This is a genomic window from Streptomyces sp. NPDC046261, assembly GCF_040646235.1.
Lineage (GTDB): Bacteria > Actinomycetota > Actinomycetes > Streptomycetales > Streptomycetaceae > Streptomyces.
In genome coordinates this window covers 736,311-750,773 of sequence record NZ_JBEYZU010000001.1, presented here as the reverse complement: position 1 = coordinate 750,773, position 14,463 = coordinate 736,311, and the positions used below count along the sequence as shown (strand labels likewise).

At 72.9% G+C, this 14,463-nt stretch carries 13 protein-coding genes; 5 read left to right on the top strand and 8 right to left on the bottom strand.

Translation table 11 applies throughout. The features are described 5' to 3' along the window. Positions 1-5 precede the first annotated feature (5 nt). Positions 6-1,580: a metallophosphoesterase family protein gene (locus tag ABZ956_RS03445; RefSeq protein WP_361886193.1), complete on the top strand. Its 1,575-nt coding sequence runs from the start codon at positions 6-8 to the stop codon at positions 1,578-1,580. Positions 1,581-1,608: 28 nt separating this feature from the next. On the opposite strand, the gene ABZ956_RS03440 is transcribed toward ABZ956_RS03445, so the two are convergent. Further along, positions 1,609-1,752, bottom strand: coding sequence for a hypothetical protein (locus ABZ956_RS03440; protein ID WP_104531542.1), 144 nt, complete (start codon positions 1,750-1,752; stop codon positions 1,609-1,611). A 343-nt stretch (positions 1,753-2,095) separates the two neighbouring features. Here ABZ956_RS03440 and ABZ956_RS03435 point away from each other — a divergent pair, with 343 nt between their 5' ends. From ABZ956_RS03435 to ABZ956_RS03425, 3 genes are all read left to right on the top strand, one after another. Beyond that, positions 2,096-2,677 carry a CDP-alcohol phosphatidyltransferase family protein gene (locus ABZ956_RS03435; RefSeq protein WP_361886190.1) on the top strand — a complete coding sequence of 194 codons (582 nt, stop codon included), beginning with the start codon at positions 2,096-2,098 and terminating at the stop codon, positions 2,675-2,677. Next, a complete protein-coding gene (locus ABZ956_RS03430) occupies positions 2,674-3,537 on the top strand; it encodes a phosphatidate cytidylyltransferase (RefSeq protein ID WP_361886187.1) in 864 nt (287 codons plus the stop codon). The genes ABZ956_RS03435 and ABZ956_RS03430 overlap by 4 nt, the downstream gene beginning before the upstream one ends. Positions 3,538-4,001: 464 nt before the next feature. After that, a complete protein-coding gene (locus tag ABZ956_RS03425; RefSeq protein WP_361886693.1) occupies positions 4,002-5,168 on the top strand; it encodes a lysophospholipid acyltransferase family protein in 1,167 nt (388 codons plus the stop codon). A gap of 77 nt (positions 5,169-5,245) precedes the next feature. On the opposite strand, the gene pruA is transcribed toward ABZ956_RS03425, so the two are convergent. Further along, on the bottom strand, positions 5,246-6,877 hold the full coding sequence (gene pruA / locus ABZ956_RS03420) for an L-glutamate gamma-semialdehyde dehydrogenase (protein WP_361886184.1): 1,632 nt from the start codon (positions 6,875-6,877) through the stop codon (positions 5,246-5,248). 45 nt (positions 6,878-6,922) lie between these two features. Next, positions 6,923-7,849: a proline dehydrogenase family protein gene (locus ABZ956_RS03415; RefSeq protein ID WP_361886690.1), complete on the bottom strand. Its 927-nt coding sequence runs from the start codon at positions 7,847-7,849 to the stop codon at positions 6,923-6,925. A 177-nt stretch (positions 7,850-8,026) separates the two neighbouring features. Between ABZ956_RS03415 and ABZ956_RS03410 the strand changes: the two genes are divergently transcribed. Further along, positions 8,027-9,271 carry a helix-turn-helix domain-containing protein gene (locus ABZ956_RS03410; RefSeq protein WP_361886182.1) on the top strand — a complete coding sequence of 415 codons (1,245 nt, stop codon included), beginning with the start codon at positions 8,027-8,029 and terminating at the stop codon, positions 9,269-9,271. 3 nt (positions 9,272-9,274) lie between these two features. Here the strand turns inward: ABZ956_RS03410 and ABZ956_RS03405 are convergent, their stop codons facing one another. The 5 genes from ABZ956_RS03405 to ilvN all read right to left on the bottom strand — a co-directional run bounded on the left by ABZ956_RS03405 (position 9,275) and on the right by ilvN (position 14,459). After that, positions 9,275-9,466 (bottom strand): ferredoxin, encoded by a 192-nt coding sequence (locus ABZ956_RS03405; RefSeq protein WP_361886179.1) that lies wholly within the window; start codon positions 9,464-9,466, stop codon positions 9,275-9,277. A 20-nt stretch (positions 9,467-9,486) separates the two neighbouring features. Further along, entirely contained in the window at positions 9,487-10,707 is a 1,221-nt protein-coding gene (locus ABZ956_RS03400) for a cytochrome P450 (RefSeq protein ID WP_361886177.1), read from the bottom strand. 243 nt (positions 10,708-10,950) lie between these two features. Continuing rightward, positions 10,951-12,555 carry a phosphoglycerate dehydrogenase gene (gene serA, locus ABZ956_RS03395; RefSeq protein WP_361886174.1) on the bottom strand — a complete coding sequence of 535 codons (1,605 nt, stop codon included), beginning with the start codon at positions 12,553-12,555 and terminating at the stop codon, positions 10,951-10,953. Between the two features lie 266 nt (positions 12,556-12,821). After that, positions 12,822-13,823, bottom strand: coding sequence for a ketol-acid reductoisomerase (gene ilvC, locus ABZ956_RS03390; protein ID WP_361886171.1), 1,002 nt, complete (start codon positions 13,821-13,823; stop codon positions 12,822-12,824). Between the two features lie 111 nt (positions 13,824-13,934). Further along, a complete protein-coding gene (gene ilvN, locus ABZ956_RS03385) occupies positions 13,935-14,459 on the bottom strand; it encodes an acetolactate synthase small subunit (RefSeq protein WP_361886168.1) in 525 nt (174 codons plus the stop codon). Positions 14,460-14,463 lie beyond the last annotated feature (4 nt).

Genomic DNA, 14,463 nt, shown 5'->3' with positions numbered 1-14,463 from the left:
CCGGCATGGACACCCCACGGGTAGGCATCCCCGGCCGCCTCGCGAGCCGGATGACGATGCCGGAGCAGCACGAGTACTTGCGCGGAAAGTTCACCCGGCGCGGCCTGCTGCGGGCGGGCGCGCTGACGGCCGGGGCCGTGGCGGGCACGGGCCTGCCACGCCCCGCGAGCGCCGGGCAGCGGTCCCCGGCCCTGCTCACCGCGCCCGCCACGGCCAAGGTCGACGGCTCGCGCGTCGCGCCGTTCGGGCGCCACCTGGCGTTCGGTGCCGACCCGCGCTCACAGATGCGGATCTCCTGGCAGGTGCCCTTCGCGGTCCGGCGCCCGTACGTGCGGGTGGGCATCAGGCCCTGGGAGCTGAGCGAGCTCGTCCCGGCCGAGGTGCGCGCGCTGCACACCCCGGCCCTGACCAAGAAGCTCCCGGCGGTCGAACAGTTCTACCTGCACGTCGCCCTGGACAACCTCGCCCCCGGGCACACCTACTACTACGGCGTCGGCCACGACGGCTTCGACCCCACCGACCCCCGCCGCGGCCCCGTGGTGGGGGCGTTCTCGACGGCGCCCGCGCGGCCGGAGCCGTTCGTCTTCACGGCCTTCGGCGACCAGGGCGTCGGCTACCACGCCCTGGCCAACGATCAGTTGATCCTGGGTCAGAACCCGGCCTTCCACCTGCACGCGGGTGACCTCTGCTACGCCGACGACAGCGGCGCCGGAAAGCCGGCGGACGTCTACGACGCGCGGGTGTGGGACCAGTTCCTCGCCCAGACCGAGACGGTGGCCGCCCGGGTGCCGTGGATGGTGACCACCGGCAACCACGACATGGAGGCCTGGTACTCCCCCAACGGCTACGGCGGCCAGAGCGCCCGCTGGACGCTGCCGGACAACGGCTTCGACCCCCGGCGTGCACCGGGGGTCTACTCCTTCGTCTACGGCAACACCGCCGTCGTCGCGCTGGACGGCAACGACGTCTCGTACGAGATCGCCGCGAACACCGGCTACAGCCACGGCCGGCAGACCGCATGGCTCGACCGGCGCCTGGGTGAGCTGCGCGGGCAGTCCGACGTCGACTTCGTCGTGGTCTTCTTCCACCACTGCGCCTTCTCCACCACGCGCGCCCACGCCTCGGACGGCGGGGTGCGCGACGCGTGGGTGCCGCTGTTCGAGAAGCACCAGGTGGATCTCGTCATCAACGGCCACAACCACGTCTACGAGCGCACCGACGCGATCAGGGGCCGGCGGGTGAACCGCACGGTGCCCATCGGCGCGAGCGTCGACTCCGTCCGGGACGGCATCGTCTACGTCACCGCCGGGGGCGCCGGGAAGGCGCTGTACGACTTCGGGGTGACGGACAGTTACGAGGGCCATGTGAAGGACCTCGACAGCGTCACCAGCTACCACTGGCGCAAGGGCCGGGCCAAGAGCCCGGAGACCGTGGAGTGGTCGCGGGTGCGCTACACCGGCCACTCCTTCCTCGCGGTCGAGGCCGAACCGGGCCGCCACCCCCGGCTGAGGGTGACGGCCCTGGCGGAGAGCGGCGCGCGGATCGACCACTTCGAGGTGGTGCGCTCCACCGGGTCGTAAGGCCGCGCGCCCGCGCGGCCCACGCGGGTCAGTGGCCGGTGACGCCGCCGTTGTCGCGGCGGTCGAGCGCGCGCTGGAGCGCGGCGGCGGCGTTGGCCCGGTCGGCCTGACGCTGGGCGCTGTCGGACGTGCGGGCGATGCGGCGGGTCCTGCGAACGGCGGTTTCGGCCATGGGTCACGTCTCCTCTTGCTGAGTCCTGCCAAGCCCCGAGAAGGTCGGATGAGAAGCCGGAGAAGGGGCGGGGGTCTGGGTGCGGCAGGGATCACCTGCGCCGGCGCACCGGGCCACGACCGCCGTCGCTCGATGGAGCGGAAGGTTCGGCTGTTCACCACGCTAGGACAGGCCGGGCGCGCTGTCTGCATGATTACTCGGACTTCCTACTATCTGAGACGGCTCCCCGCTCCGGCGCCCCGGCCGGGCCGTGCGGACGGGTGACACTCAGACAGCCGTTTGAGTACGTGCCTGAGTACCCGCGCCGATCCGCCGCCGCGGCGCGTGGGCGAGAGTGGCGCCCATGAACGGCCTGTACGCACTCAAGCCCTGGTACGCGGCCCGCCTCGGCGGGCTGCGCGCCGCGCTCGCCCGGCGCGGGGTGTCCCCGGACGCCCTGACCGCCGCCGGCGTGCTCTGCGCGGCCGGCGCGGGGGCGGCGCTCGCGCTGCTGCCCGCACCGCTGGCCGCCGCGCCCGTGATCCCGCTGCTCGCGGCCCGGCTCGCCTTCGCCAACCTCGACGGCGCCCTCGCCCGCGACACCGGGCGCACCACCCGCCGTGGCGTGGTCCTCAACGAACTCGGCGACCGCGCCGCGGACCTGCTCGTCCTCGCCGGCTTCCTGACGCTCGCCCCGCTGTGGCTGGTGGCGGTCGCCGCGCTGGCCGCGACCCTGCCGTCGTGGGTGTCGCTCGCGGGCACGGCCGCCGGGGCGCCCCGGCGCAACGGCGGGCCCGTCGGCAAGACCGAGCGGTGCCTGCTGGCGGCCGTGGCCGCCGCGACGGGCTGGGCCGTGCCGGTCCTCGTCGTGGTGGCGGTGGGCTCGGCGCTGACCGCGGCCCTGCGCCTGGGGTGGCTCCACCGGGAACTGGGGCAGGCGCGATGAGCGTCCACAGCGCCCTCGGCGTCCTGGCCCCCGTCGTCCCGGTGGTCGCCGGTGCCCTGGCCGTGGGCGGTGTGGCCGTCGCGGTGCTGCCCGCGCGCGTGCGGATGCGGCGCGAGCTGCGCCGCCGCTGGCTCACCTGGCTCCTGGCCGCGCCCCTCTTCCTGGGGGCGCTGGCACTGGGCCCGCTGGGCGGGGCGCTGCTGGCCATGGCCCTGGGCCTGACAGCGGTCGGCGAGTACGTCCGGATGGCCCGCCTGGGGCGGGGCGAGCACGCGGTGCTCGCCACCGCGGCCGTGCTGCTGCCGCTCCTGTCGTGGGTGGGGCCGCGCGCCTTCGGCCTGCCGCTGTTCGGCCTCCTCTTCTGTGCCGCGGTGCTGCCGGCGCTCTTCTCCGGCGACACGTCCCGGGGCGGCGAGCGGGCGGCGCGCACGGTGTTCGCGATGCTGTGGATCCCGGTGGCGCTCACGGGCCTGGTGCTGCTGCAGGGCACCGCGGTGGCCGTCGGGGTGGCCGTCGCCTTCGGTGATATCGGTGCCTGGTGCGGCGGCATGCTCCTGGCCCGCCTGGGCGGCGCCCTGGCCCGCCCGCTCTCACCCCACTCCCCCGCCAAGACCTGGGGCGGTGTCATCGGCGCCGGCATGGCCGTGGCGGCGGCGCTGGGCGTGGCCGGCGCGTTCACGGAGAAGCTGTGGCTCGTGGTGGTGTGCGGCATCGTCCTGGGCGACCTGCTGGAATCCATGCTCAAGCGCGAGGCCGGCATCAAGGACGCGGGCTCCTGGCTCCCGGGCTTCGGCGGCCTCCTCGACCGCGTCGACTCCCTCCTGCTGACCCTCCTGCTCACCATGGCGGTGACCCTGTGACACGCGGCCGCGCCGACGGCGCGATACACCGGACGGCACCCGGCCGCGGCCGGGCGCGGGCGCGGTGGCGGGCGAGGTACGGGTGGCCCCTGCCGGCCGGGCCGCGGCAGCGGGCCACCTCCTGGAGCGACCTTCGTAGGCACGGGCAGCCCACGCCGCCGGCCGGGGACTCCGCCCGGACCGACCAGCCGGCAACCCACGCGCGGCGACGGGAACACCGCCGGGCGACCGTCCGGGCCCGGTGGACCCTGGCGACCGGGCCGCAGCAGCGGGCCACCCCCTGGCGGGGCCTTCGCGGGCGCCGGCGTCCCACAGCGCCGGCCGGGCACTCCGCCCGGACCGACCAGCCGGCGACCCACACGCGTCGACGGGACCGCCGCCGTGCGACTGTCCGGGCCGGCGGGCCCGCCGCAGCGGCCCGGCATGACGGGGCATCCCCGCGCGGCCACCGCACCGCCCCTTACCTGCGCGCGGTCGTCGCCGCGTGGTTGCGGCGTGCGCTGTGGTGGGCGGCGTTGGTGTGTTCCGGGGGGATCTCACGGCAGGGGCGGTTGCCGCGTGGGGGGTGTGTGGTCGTCGCCAATCACTCCTCGCATGCCGATACCGCCGCTCTCCTCGCCGCGCTCGACGCGCGGCACGCGCCGCTGATCGGGGCCGCCGCCGACTACTGGTTCGCCACACCGTGGCGGCGCCGCGTCTGCCGGCACCTCGCCGCCGGGTTTCCGGTGCGACGGTCCGGCGGTGGGCTCGGTGATCTGCTGACGAGGGCCGGCGAACTGCGGGCCGGCCGGGCCGTCGTGCTGTTCCCCGAGGGCACGCGGGGGCGGGACGGGGAGCTCGGGGAGTTCCACCGGGGTGCGCTGCTGCTCGCGGAGCGGGCCGGGGTGCCCGTCGTGCCGGTGGGGATCGCCGGCACGGACCGGCTGCTGCCCAAGGGTGGCCGGCTGCGCCCGGCCCTGGTGCGGGTGCGGATCGGGCGGCCCCTGTACGGCGCCGTGTCCGCCGACCGGGCCCGTACGGCCGTGGCGGAGCTCGCCGGTGAGGCGGCCGCCCGGCCGGCGGAACGCGACAGCGCTGTGCGCCGCCGCGTCGCGGCGGTCGCCGCCTCCCGGTGGGGGCTGCCGCCGGCCTTCGCCTGGGCGTTCGCGGAGGCGCTGAGCTGGCCGCTGATGCCGGAGCTGCTGCTGGCGCTCGCCTGCGCGGCAGCGCCCCGCGCCGCGCTGCGGCTCTCGCTCGCCGCCCTGGCCGGGACCCTCGCGGGCGGACTGCTCGCCCTGCAGCTGGCAGGGGCGGGGGCGCGGCTGCCGGCGCCCCTCACCACGGCCCGTATGCACGCCGAAGCCACCCGCCAGCTCACGGTGGAGGGCGCCGCGGCGGTCGGCCACCAGCCCTGGAACGGCGTGCCCTTCAAGGTCTACGCGGCCGCCGCGGGCCGTGCGCACATCCCGCCCGGCGACTTCGTGGCGGCCGCGGCCGCCGCGCGCTCGGTCCGCACGCTGAGCGTGGGGCTGGGCTTCGCGGCCCTCGGGGTGCTGGGGCGGCGGCTGCGCCGGCTGTACCCGCTGTACCTGGTCCTGCTGGGCGGCGGCTTCACGGCTGGCCTGGCGCTGATCGTCACCGCCTGGCGCTAGGGGCGGCCGGCCCCGCCCCCGCACCGCCCCCGCCCGGCTGGGGGGCCGGTGCGGGGGCGGAGTTCGCAAGGGGCAGGTCAGCCCATGTGCGGGTAGGTGTAGTCGGTCGGCGGGACCAGGGTCTCCTTGATGGAGCGGGCCGAGGTCCAGCGCGTCAGGTTCGACGCGGCACCGGCCTTGTCGTTCGTACCCGAGGCGCGGCCGCCGCCGAAGGGCTGCTGGCCCACGACGGCACCGGTCGACTTGTCGTTGATGTAGAAGTTGCCCGCGGCGAAGCGGAGCTTGTCCATCGCGTCGGCGGCCGCGTAACGGTCCTGCGCGATGACCGAGCCGGTCAGGGCGTACGCCGAGACGGACTCCATCTGGGCCAGCATCGCGTCGAAGTCCGCGTCCTCGTAGACGTGGACGGCCAGGATCGGGCCGAAGTACTCGGTCGTGAAGACCTCGTTCTCCGGGTCCGTGCACTCGATGACGGTCGGGCGGACGAAGTAGCCGACCGAGTCGTCGTACGAGCCGCCCGCGACGATCGTGCAGGTCGGGTCGGACTTGGCGCGGTCGATGGCCGCCTTGTTCTTGGCGAACGAGCGCTCGTCGATGACGGCGCCGATGAAGTTCGACAGGTCGGTGACGTCACCCATGGTGATGCCGTCGACCTCGGCCGCGAACTCCTCCTTGAAGCCGTCCTCCCAGATGGAGCGGGGGATGTAGGCGCGGGAGGAGGCCGAGCACTTCTGGCCCTGGAACTCGAAGGAGCCGCGGGTCAGCGCGGTCTTCAGGATGGCGCGGTCGGCGCTGGGGTGGGCGACGACGAAGTCCTTGCCGCCGGTCTCGCCGACCAGGCGCGGGTAGGACTTGTACTTCTCGATGTTGTTGCCGACCGTCTTCCACAGGTACTGGAAGGTCTTGGTCGAGCCGGTGAAGTGGATGCCCGCCAGCTCGGGGTGGTTCAGGGCCACCTCGGAGACGGCGATGCCGTCGCCGGTCACCAGGTTGATGACGCCCTTGGGCAGGCCGGCCTCCTCCAGGAGCTGCATGAGCAGCACGGCGGAGTGGGTCTGCGTGGGGGACGGCTTCCAGACGACCACGTTGCCCATGAGGGCCGGGGCGGTCGGCAGGTTGCCGGCGATGGCGGTGAAGTTGAACGGCGTGATCGCGTAGACGAAGCCCTCGAGCGGGCGGTGGTCGGTGCGGTTCCACACGCCGGCGGAGTTGGCGACCGGCTGCTCGGCGAGGATCTGGCGCGCGAAGTGCACGTTGAAGCGCCAGAAGTCGACGAGCTCGCAGGGCGTGTCGATCTCGGCCTGCTGGGCGGTCTTGGACTGGCCCAGCATGGTGGAGGCGGCCAGCGTCTCGCGCCAGGGGCCGGCCAGCAGCTCGGCGGCGCGCAGGATGATCGCGGCGCGGTCGTCGAAGGACATCGCGCGCCAGGCCGGGGCCGCGGCGAGCGCGGCGTCGATGGCGTCCTGCGCGTCCTGCTGCGTGGCGTGGTGGAAGGTGCCGAGCACGGCCGCGTGGTTGTGCGGCTGGACGACCTTGAACGGCTCGCCGCCGCCCATCCGCTTCTCGCCGCCGATGGTCATCGGCAGGTCGATCGGGTTGGCCGCCAGCTCCTTGAGCTTGGCCTCGAGGCGGGCACGCTCGGCGGAGCCGGGGGCGTAGCTGTGCACCGGCTCGTTGACCGGGGCGGGGACCTGGGTTACGGCGTCCATGAGGTTCCGTGTCTCCTTCGGGGCTCTTGACGGGGGTCGGGGGGCTCAGCCCTTGGTGAGGATGGAGCGGGCGAAGAACAGCAGGTTCGCCGGCTTCTCGGCGAGGCGGCGCATGAAGTAGCCGTACCAGTCGGTTCCGTACGCCGTGTACACGCGCATCCGGTGGCCGTCGGCCGCCAGGCGGACGTGCTCGTCGCTGCGGATGCCGTAGAGCATCTGGAACTCGTACTCGTCCAGTTTGCGCCCTGCCTGCCGGGCGAGCTCCTGGGTGATGGCGATCAGGCGCGGGTCGTGCGATCCGATCATCGGGTAGCCCAGGCCACCCATGAGGATCTTGACGATGCGGACGAACGCCTTGTCGATCTCTGCCTTGTCCTGGTATGCGACGGAGGCGGGCTCCTTGTACGCACCCTTCACGATACGCACCCGGCTGCCGGCCGCGGCGAGGCGGCGGGCGTCGTCCTCGGTACGGAAGAGGTAGGCCTGGATGACGCAGCCGGTCTGCGGGAAGTCCTTCCGCAGCTCCTCGTGGATGGCGAACATCGAGTCGAGGGTCGTGTGGTCCTCGGCGTCCAGGGTGACCGTGGTGCCGATGGCGGCGGCGGCCTCGACGACGGGGCGGACGTTGGCGAGCGCCAGCTCGTGGCCGCCCTCCAGGGCCTGGCCGAACATGGAGAGCTTGACCGACATCTCGGCCCGCTCGCCCAGGCCGAGCTCCTTGAGACGTCCGATCAGCTCCAGGTAGGCGTCGCGCGCGGCGTAGGACTGCTCGACCGTGGTGATGTCCTCGCCCACGACGTCGAGGGTGACCTCGAGGCCCTTGGCGGTGGAGTCCTCGACGATCGGAATGACCTGGTCGACCGTCTCACCGGCGATGAAGCGGTCGACGACCTGCTTGGTGCCCGGGGCGGCCGACACGAAGCGGCGCATCCTGTCGCTGCGCGACGCGGCGAGAATCACGGGACCCAGCACGGGCACCTCCACGGTGACGGCCGTCCCCACCTGGGAAGACGGCATAAGTAACTCAACGTGAAAGGTAGGGTTCACGCCACCGCGCGGCCATCGACAGCTGTCACGCATTCGTGGCCGGCATCTCAGACAGATGTATGACAATGAGGGCCGGCGGCGACAGAAGGGAGCACGGCGCGCATGCGTGGCGAGTATCAGCAGCTCGTGGACGAGATCTCGGCGGCGCTCGGCGCTCCCGCGACGCTGGAGGACCGGGACTTCGTCCTCATCGCGTTCGGCGCGCACGAGGGGGACGAGGATCTCGACCTGATGATGGACCCGGTGCGGACCCGCTCGATCCTGCAGCGGCGCTCGACGGCGGCGGTGCGGGCGTGGTTCGAGGCGTTCGGCATCGCGGGGGCCCAGGCGCCGCTGCGGATCCCGCCGGACCCGGCGGCCGGGGTGTTCCGGGGCCGGATCTGCCTGCCGGTGCGCTACCGCGGGGTGGTGCACGGCTACGTCTGGCTGCTGGACGACGGCCATCTGTCCGGGCTGGACCTGAGCGTGCCGTTCGCCGATCCACGCCTGGCGCAGGCCATGGAGAGCGCCGCGCGGATCGGGGCGCTGCTGGCGGCCGAGGCCCGGGCCGGCGCCGAGCTGGGCGAGCTGCTGCGGGAGCTGCTGACCGCCCGGCCGGCCGCCCGCGAGGTGGCGCGCGGCGCGCTGCGGGAGGCCCTGGGCTCCTCGGCGGACGGTCCGCTGGCCGTGGTCGCGGTGGCGCCGTGGCGGGCGGCGGGCGAGGACGGCGATACGGACCAGCCGGGCCCGGACGCCGGGGGCTCGGCGCTGGCCGCCCAGTCGGGGGTGGCCGCGATGTGCGCGGTGCCGGGGGCGCTGCCGGACGGCTCGGCGGCCCTGGCGGCCCTGATCCGGCTGCGTGCCGTCTCCTCCCCCGCCCCGGCCACGGCGGCGGCCGACCGGCTGCTGCGCTCGCCGCGGGCCGGCCGCCCCGAGAGCGCGCCGGCACTGGCCGCGGCCGGCATCGGCACGCCCCGCAAGGGGCTGGCGGAGCTGCCGGACGCCTGGGCGGAGGCCCTGTCGGCGGCGCGGGCGGCGGTGGCGGAGCGCAGGCTGGGGCCGGTGGCAGAGTGGGCGGGGATCGGCCCGTACCGGGTGCTGACCGGGCTGTCGGCGGAGCGCACGGCGGACCCGGCGGTGCTGCCGCTGCTGGCGCCGGCGCACACCGAGCTGGCCCGCACGGCCGAGGTCTACCTCGACTGCGCGGGCCAGGCCGGCCGTGCGGCGGCGGCCCTCGGCATCCACCGGCAGACCCTCTACTACCGCCTGGGCCGCGTCGAGCAGCTCACGGGCCTGGACCTGGACGACGGCGAGGACCGCCTGCTGCTGCACATGACGCTCAAGGCGGCCCGGCTGCGGCGGCCGTGAGCCCTACTCCTCGAGGGTGACGGCCCGGACCGGACAGCCGCGGACCGCCTCCTTCACCAGCGGGTCGCCGGCGCCGTCCTCGCGCCCGGGCAGTACGGTGCCGAACCCGTCGTCGTCCTGGGTGAAGACCTGCGGCGCGGTCAGGGCGCACATCCCCGAGCCGATGCAGAGGTCGGAGTCGATACTGACGCGCATGCGGTACTCCGTTTCTCCGGTCACCAGGTGACCGGCAGTGCGTAGAGGCCCTGCAGGGTGTCGCCGGGCTTGAAGGGCACCTCGTCAGGAGCAACGGCGAGGCGCAGGGTGGGGATACGGGCGAAAAGGGTGGTGAGGGCGATCTCCATCTCCGCGCGGGCCAGGTTCTGGCCGAGGCACTGGTGGACGCCGTAGCCGAAGGCGACGTGGTGCCGGGCGGAGCGCTGGACGTCGAGGGTGTCGGGGTGTTCGTAGGTGGCGGAGTCGCGGTTGATGACGGAGGTGGTCAGCAGGACGCCGTCGCCCGCGCGGATGGTGTGGCCGGCGAGCTCGATGTCCTCGGTGGCGACGCGGATCATGCCGTCGGCTATGGACAGGTAGCGCAGCAGTTCCTCGACGGCGCCGGGCATCAGGGCGGGGTCGGCGCGCAACGCGGCCAGCTGTGCGGGGTGTTCGAGGAGGGTGAACGTGCCGAGGGAGATCATGCTCGCGGTGGTCTCGTGGCCGGCGACCAGCAGGATCAGGGCCGTCATGACGAGTTCGTCGCGGTCGAGGCGGCCCTCGGTGAGCTGTTCGGTGATGAGTTCGTCGAGGAGGCCGTCGCCGGGGGTGGCGGCCGTCTGTTTGGCGTCGACGAGGCGGTGGAGGTACCCACGTAGCTCCTCGCGCGCGGCCGCGGCCTCTTCGACGGTGGCGGAGGTGAGCAGGGCCCGGGAGTGGGCCTCGAAGAAGTCGTGGTCGGCGTAGGGGACGCCGAGGAGGTGGCAGATGACCATCGAGGGCACGGGCAGGGCGAAGGCGGAGACGAGTTCGGCCTGGTCACCGCCGGCGAGCATGGCGTCGATGCGGCCGTCCACGATCTCCTGGATGTGCGGGCGCATGGCGGCGACGCGCTTGAGGCTGAACCGCGGGATCAGCATGCGGCGCTGGCGGGCGTGTTCGGGGTCGTCGAAGCCCAGGAGCGGGATGTCGACGCTCGCCTGGTCCTCCGCGCGCGGCGCGATCACGGGGAAGGAAGGATTCTTCCGGTCGGAGGAGAGACGTGGGTCGGCCAGCAGGGCGCGGGCCTCGGCGTGTCCGGTCACGGCCCACACCTCGCGGCCGTCGTAGAGGGTCATGCGGCCCACCGGCCCGCGCGCCGCGAGCTCGGGGTAGCCGGCGGGCGGCTGGTACGGACAGGTGCGGTCCTGGGGGAAGGCGGGCGCCGACGAGGCGGTGGAGTGGGTGCCGGTCACTGTCATGAGAAACCTCCCAGACATGCGTACTGGTGTCCTCGGGCAACCAGTACAGCGAATACATCCCGGTTACGTCCAGTACGCCCCGTCAGACCGCTCTCGCGCAACGCTATTTCGCCGAGGGCAAGGTATCCGGTGCCGTCCCCTCGACGACACGCCACATGCCCGTGGCGAGCTCCCTGCCGCGCACGCGACGGGCCCGGCCGCACCCCGCGGGGGGGCGGCCGGGCCCGGGTGGGTTCGTGACCGTCAGTCCGTCAGGTTCACGGCACGGGCCGACGCCGCGCCGATCTCCTCGGCGATCTCCGCGAGCACCGGTGCCGGGATCGACTCGTCGACCGTCAGCGCGACCAGCGCCTCGCCGCCCTCCGCCGCCCGCGAGACCTGCATGCCGGCGATGTTGATGCCCGCCTCGCCGAGGATGCGGCCCACCGTGCCGACCACGCCCGGCCGGTCCCCGTACCGCAGGAACACCATGTGGTCGGCCATCGCCAGGTCCACGTCGTGCTCGCCCACCGCGACGATCTTCTGGAGGTTCTTCGGGCCGGCCAGCGTGCCCGAGACGGACACCTCGTCACCGCCGGAGAGGGTGCCGCGCACCGTCACCACGTTGCGGTGGTCCGGCGACTCCGAGCCCGTGGTCAGCCGCACCTCGACGCCGCGCTCCTGCGCGAACAGCGGGGCGTTGACGTAGGAGACCGTCTCGTCGACGACGTCCTCGAACACGCCCTTGAGCGCGGACAGTTCGAGCACCTTCACGTCGTGCTGGGTGATCTCGCCGTAGACCTCGACGTCCAGGCGCACCGCGACCTCGCCCGCGAGCGCGGTGAAGATCCGGCCGAGCTTCTCGGCCAGCGGCAGCCCCGGCTTGACGTCCTCGGCGATGACGCCGCCCTGGACGTTGACCGCGTCCGGCACCAGCTCGCCGGCGAGCGCGAGGCGTACGGACTTGGCGACGGCGATGCCCGCCTTCTCCTGGGCCTCGCCCGTGGAGGCGCCCAGGTGCGGGGTGGCGACCACATTGTCGAACTCGAAGAGCGGGGAGTCGGTGCACGGCTCGGAGGCGTAGACGTCCAGGCCCGCGGCGGCGACCCGGCCCTCCTTCAGCGCGGTGGCCAGGGCCTCCTCGTCGACGATCCCGCCGCGCGCCGCGTTGACCAGGCGGACCGTCGGCTTGACCTTGTGCAGCGCCTCGTCGCCGATGAGCCCGATCGTCTCGGGGGTCTTCGGCAGGTGGACGGTGATGAAGTCCGCGATCTCCAGCAGCTCGTCCAGCGACAGCAGCTTCACGCCCATCTGGGCGGCCCGCGCGGGCTGTACGTACGGGTCGTAGGCGACGACCTTCATGCCGAACGCGGACATCCGCTGGGCGACGAGGACGCCGATGCGGCCGAGCCCGACGACGCCGAGGACCTTCTCGGAGAGCTCGACCCCGGTGTACTTCGACCGCTTCCACTCGCCGTTCTTCAGCGCGGAGTTGGCCTGCGGGATGTTGCGGGCGGTGGCGATGAGGAGGCCGCACGCCAGCTCGGCGGCGGTGACGATGTTGGACGTCGGGGCGTTGACGACCATCACGCCGGCCTTCGTGGCGGCGGAGACGTCGACGTTGTCCAGGCCGACCCCGGCGCGGGCGACGACCCGCAGCTTCTTCGCGGCGGCGACCGCCTCGGCGTCGATCTTCGTGGCGGACCGTACGAGGATCGCGTCGACGTCGGCGACGGCGGGCAGCAGCTCGGCACGGTCCGCGCCGTTGCAGTGCCGGATCTCGAAGTCCGGACCCAGCGCCTCGACGGTGGCGGGCGAGAGCTCTTCGGCGATGAGTACGACGGGTTTACGAGACGAAGCAGGGCTCACGTGGTCTCAGTCCTCACTAGTCCTTCGCGGACGGCCGTCCCGACGGCCGAAGGCGGTGAAGGGGGCAGCCGCGTGGAAGACGCACGACGCTGTGAGCCTGACGCGTTTGTGCTCCGCAGTGTATCGGGGGAAGCGGCCCGGGCCTGCGCCGATATGGAAACGTCACCCATCGGGGAAGGAGCGCGGCGCAGACCACCGCGCGCGCCGGACCGGCCCCGCGCGCCGGGCGGGCACCCGGTGCCCGCCCGGCGCGCGCGGAGCGCGGCTCACTCCTTGTCGTCGACCCAGCTCATCAGCTTGCGCAGCTGCTTGCCGGTGGTCTCCAGCAGGTGGTCCTCGTCGGCCTTCTTGTACTCGTTGTACTTCGGCAGACCCGCCTGGTACTCCTTCATCCAGTTGTTGGCGAAGGTGCCGTCCTGGATCTCGCCGAGGACCTTCTTCATCTCGGCCTTGGTCTGGTCGGTGACGATCCGCGGGCCGGTGACGTAGTCGCCCCACTCGGCGGTCTCGGAGATCGACCAGCGCATCTTCTCCAGGCCGCCCTCGTACATGAGGTCGACGATGAGCTTGAGCTCGTGCAGGCACTCGAAGTAGGCGATCTCCGGCTGGTAGCCCGCCTCGACCAGCGTCTCGAAGCCGGCCTTCACCAGCGCGGAGGCACCGCCGCACAGCACGGCCTGCTCACCGAACAGGTCGGTCTCGGTCTCCTCGGTGAAGGTCGTCTTGATGACGCCGGCGCGGGTGCCGCCGATGGCCTTGGCGTACGAGAGCGCCAGCGCGAAGGCGTTGCCGGAGGCGTCCTGCTCGACGGCGGCGATGCAGGGCACGCCGCGACCCTCCTCGTACTGGCGGCGCACCAGGTGGCCGGGGCCCTTGGGGGCGACCATGCAGACGTCGACGCCGGCCGGGGGCTTGATGAAGCCGAAGCGGATGTTGAAGCCGTGGCCGAAGAAGAGGGCGTCGCCGTCCTTGAGGTGGTCCTTGACGGACTCCTCGTAGACCTTGGCCTGGATCGGGTCCGGCACGAGGATCATGATGACGTCGGCCTCGGCCGCCGCCTCGGCCGGGGTGACGACGCGCAGGCCCTGCTCCTCGGCCTTCACCTTGGACTTCGAACCCTCGTGGAGGCCCACGCGGACGTCGACGCCCGAGTCGCGCAGGGACAGCGCGTGGGCGTGGCCCTGGCTGCCGTAGCCGAGGACCGCGACCTTGCGGCCCTGGATGATGGAGAGATCGGCGTCGTTGTCGTAGAAGAGCTCGGCAGCCACTGGGGTTATCTCCTTGTTGCCGGGGTGTCCGGTGTGTTCCGGTGGTATGTCCCACCGTATGACGGGCGGTTGCGGAAAGGTTTTCGGGTACCGCTGTGCGGGACGGCCGGGTCAGGCCGAGCGGTCCAGGGCGCGCAGGCTGCGGTCCGTGATGGACCGCGCGCCGCGCCCTATGGCGATCGTGCCGGACTGGACCAGCTCCTTGATGCCGAACGGCTCCAGCATCTTGAGCATGGCGCCGAGCTTGTCGCTGCCGCCGGTGGCCTCGATGGTGACGGCCTCCGGGGAGACGTCGACGGTCTTGGCGCGGAAGAGCTGGACGATCTCGACGATCTGGGAGCGGGTCTCGTTGTCGGCGCGGACCTTCACCAGGACCAGTTCCCGCTGGATGGCCGCGCTGTCCTCCAGCTCGACGATCTTCAGCACGTTGACGAGCTTGTTGAGCTGCTTGGTGACCTGTTCCAGCGGCAGCGTCTCGACGTTGACGACGATCGTGATGCGGGAGATGTCGGGGTGCTCGGTCACCCCGACGGCCAGGGAGTCGATGTTGAAGCCGCGGCGGGAGAACAGCGCGGCGACACGGGCGAGGATGCCGGGGGTGTTCTCCACCAGGACGGAGAGCGTGTGCTTGGTCATGAGC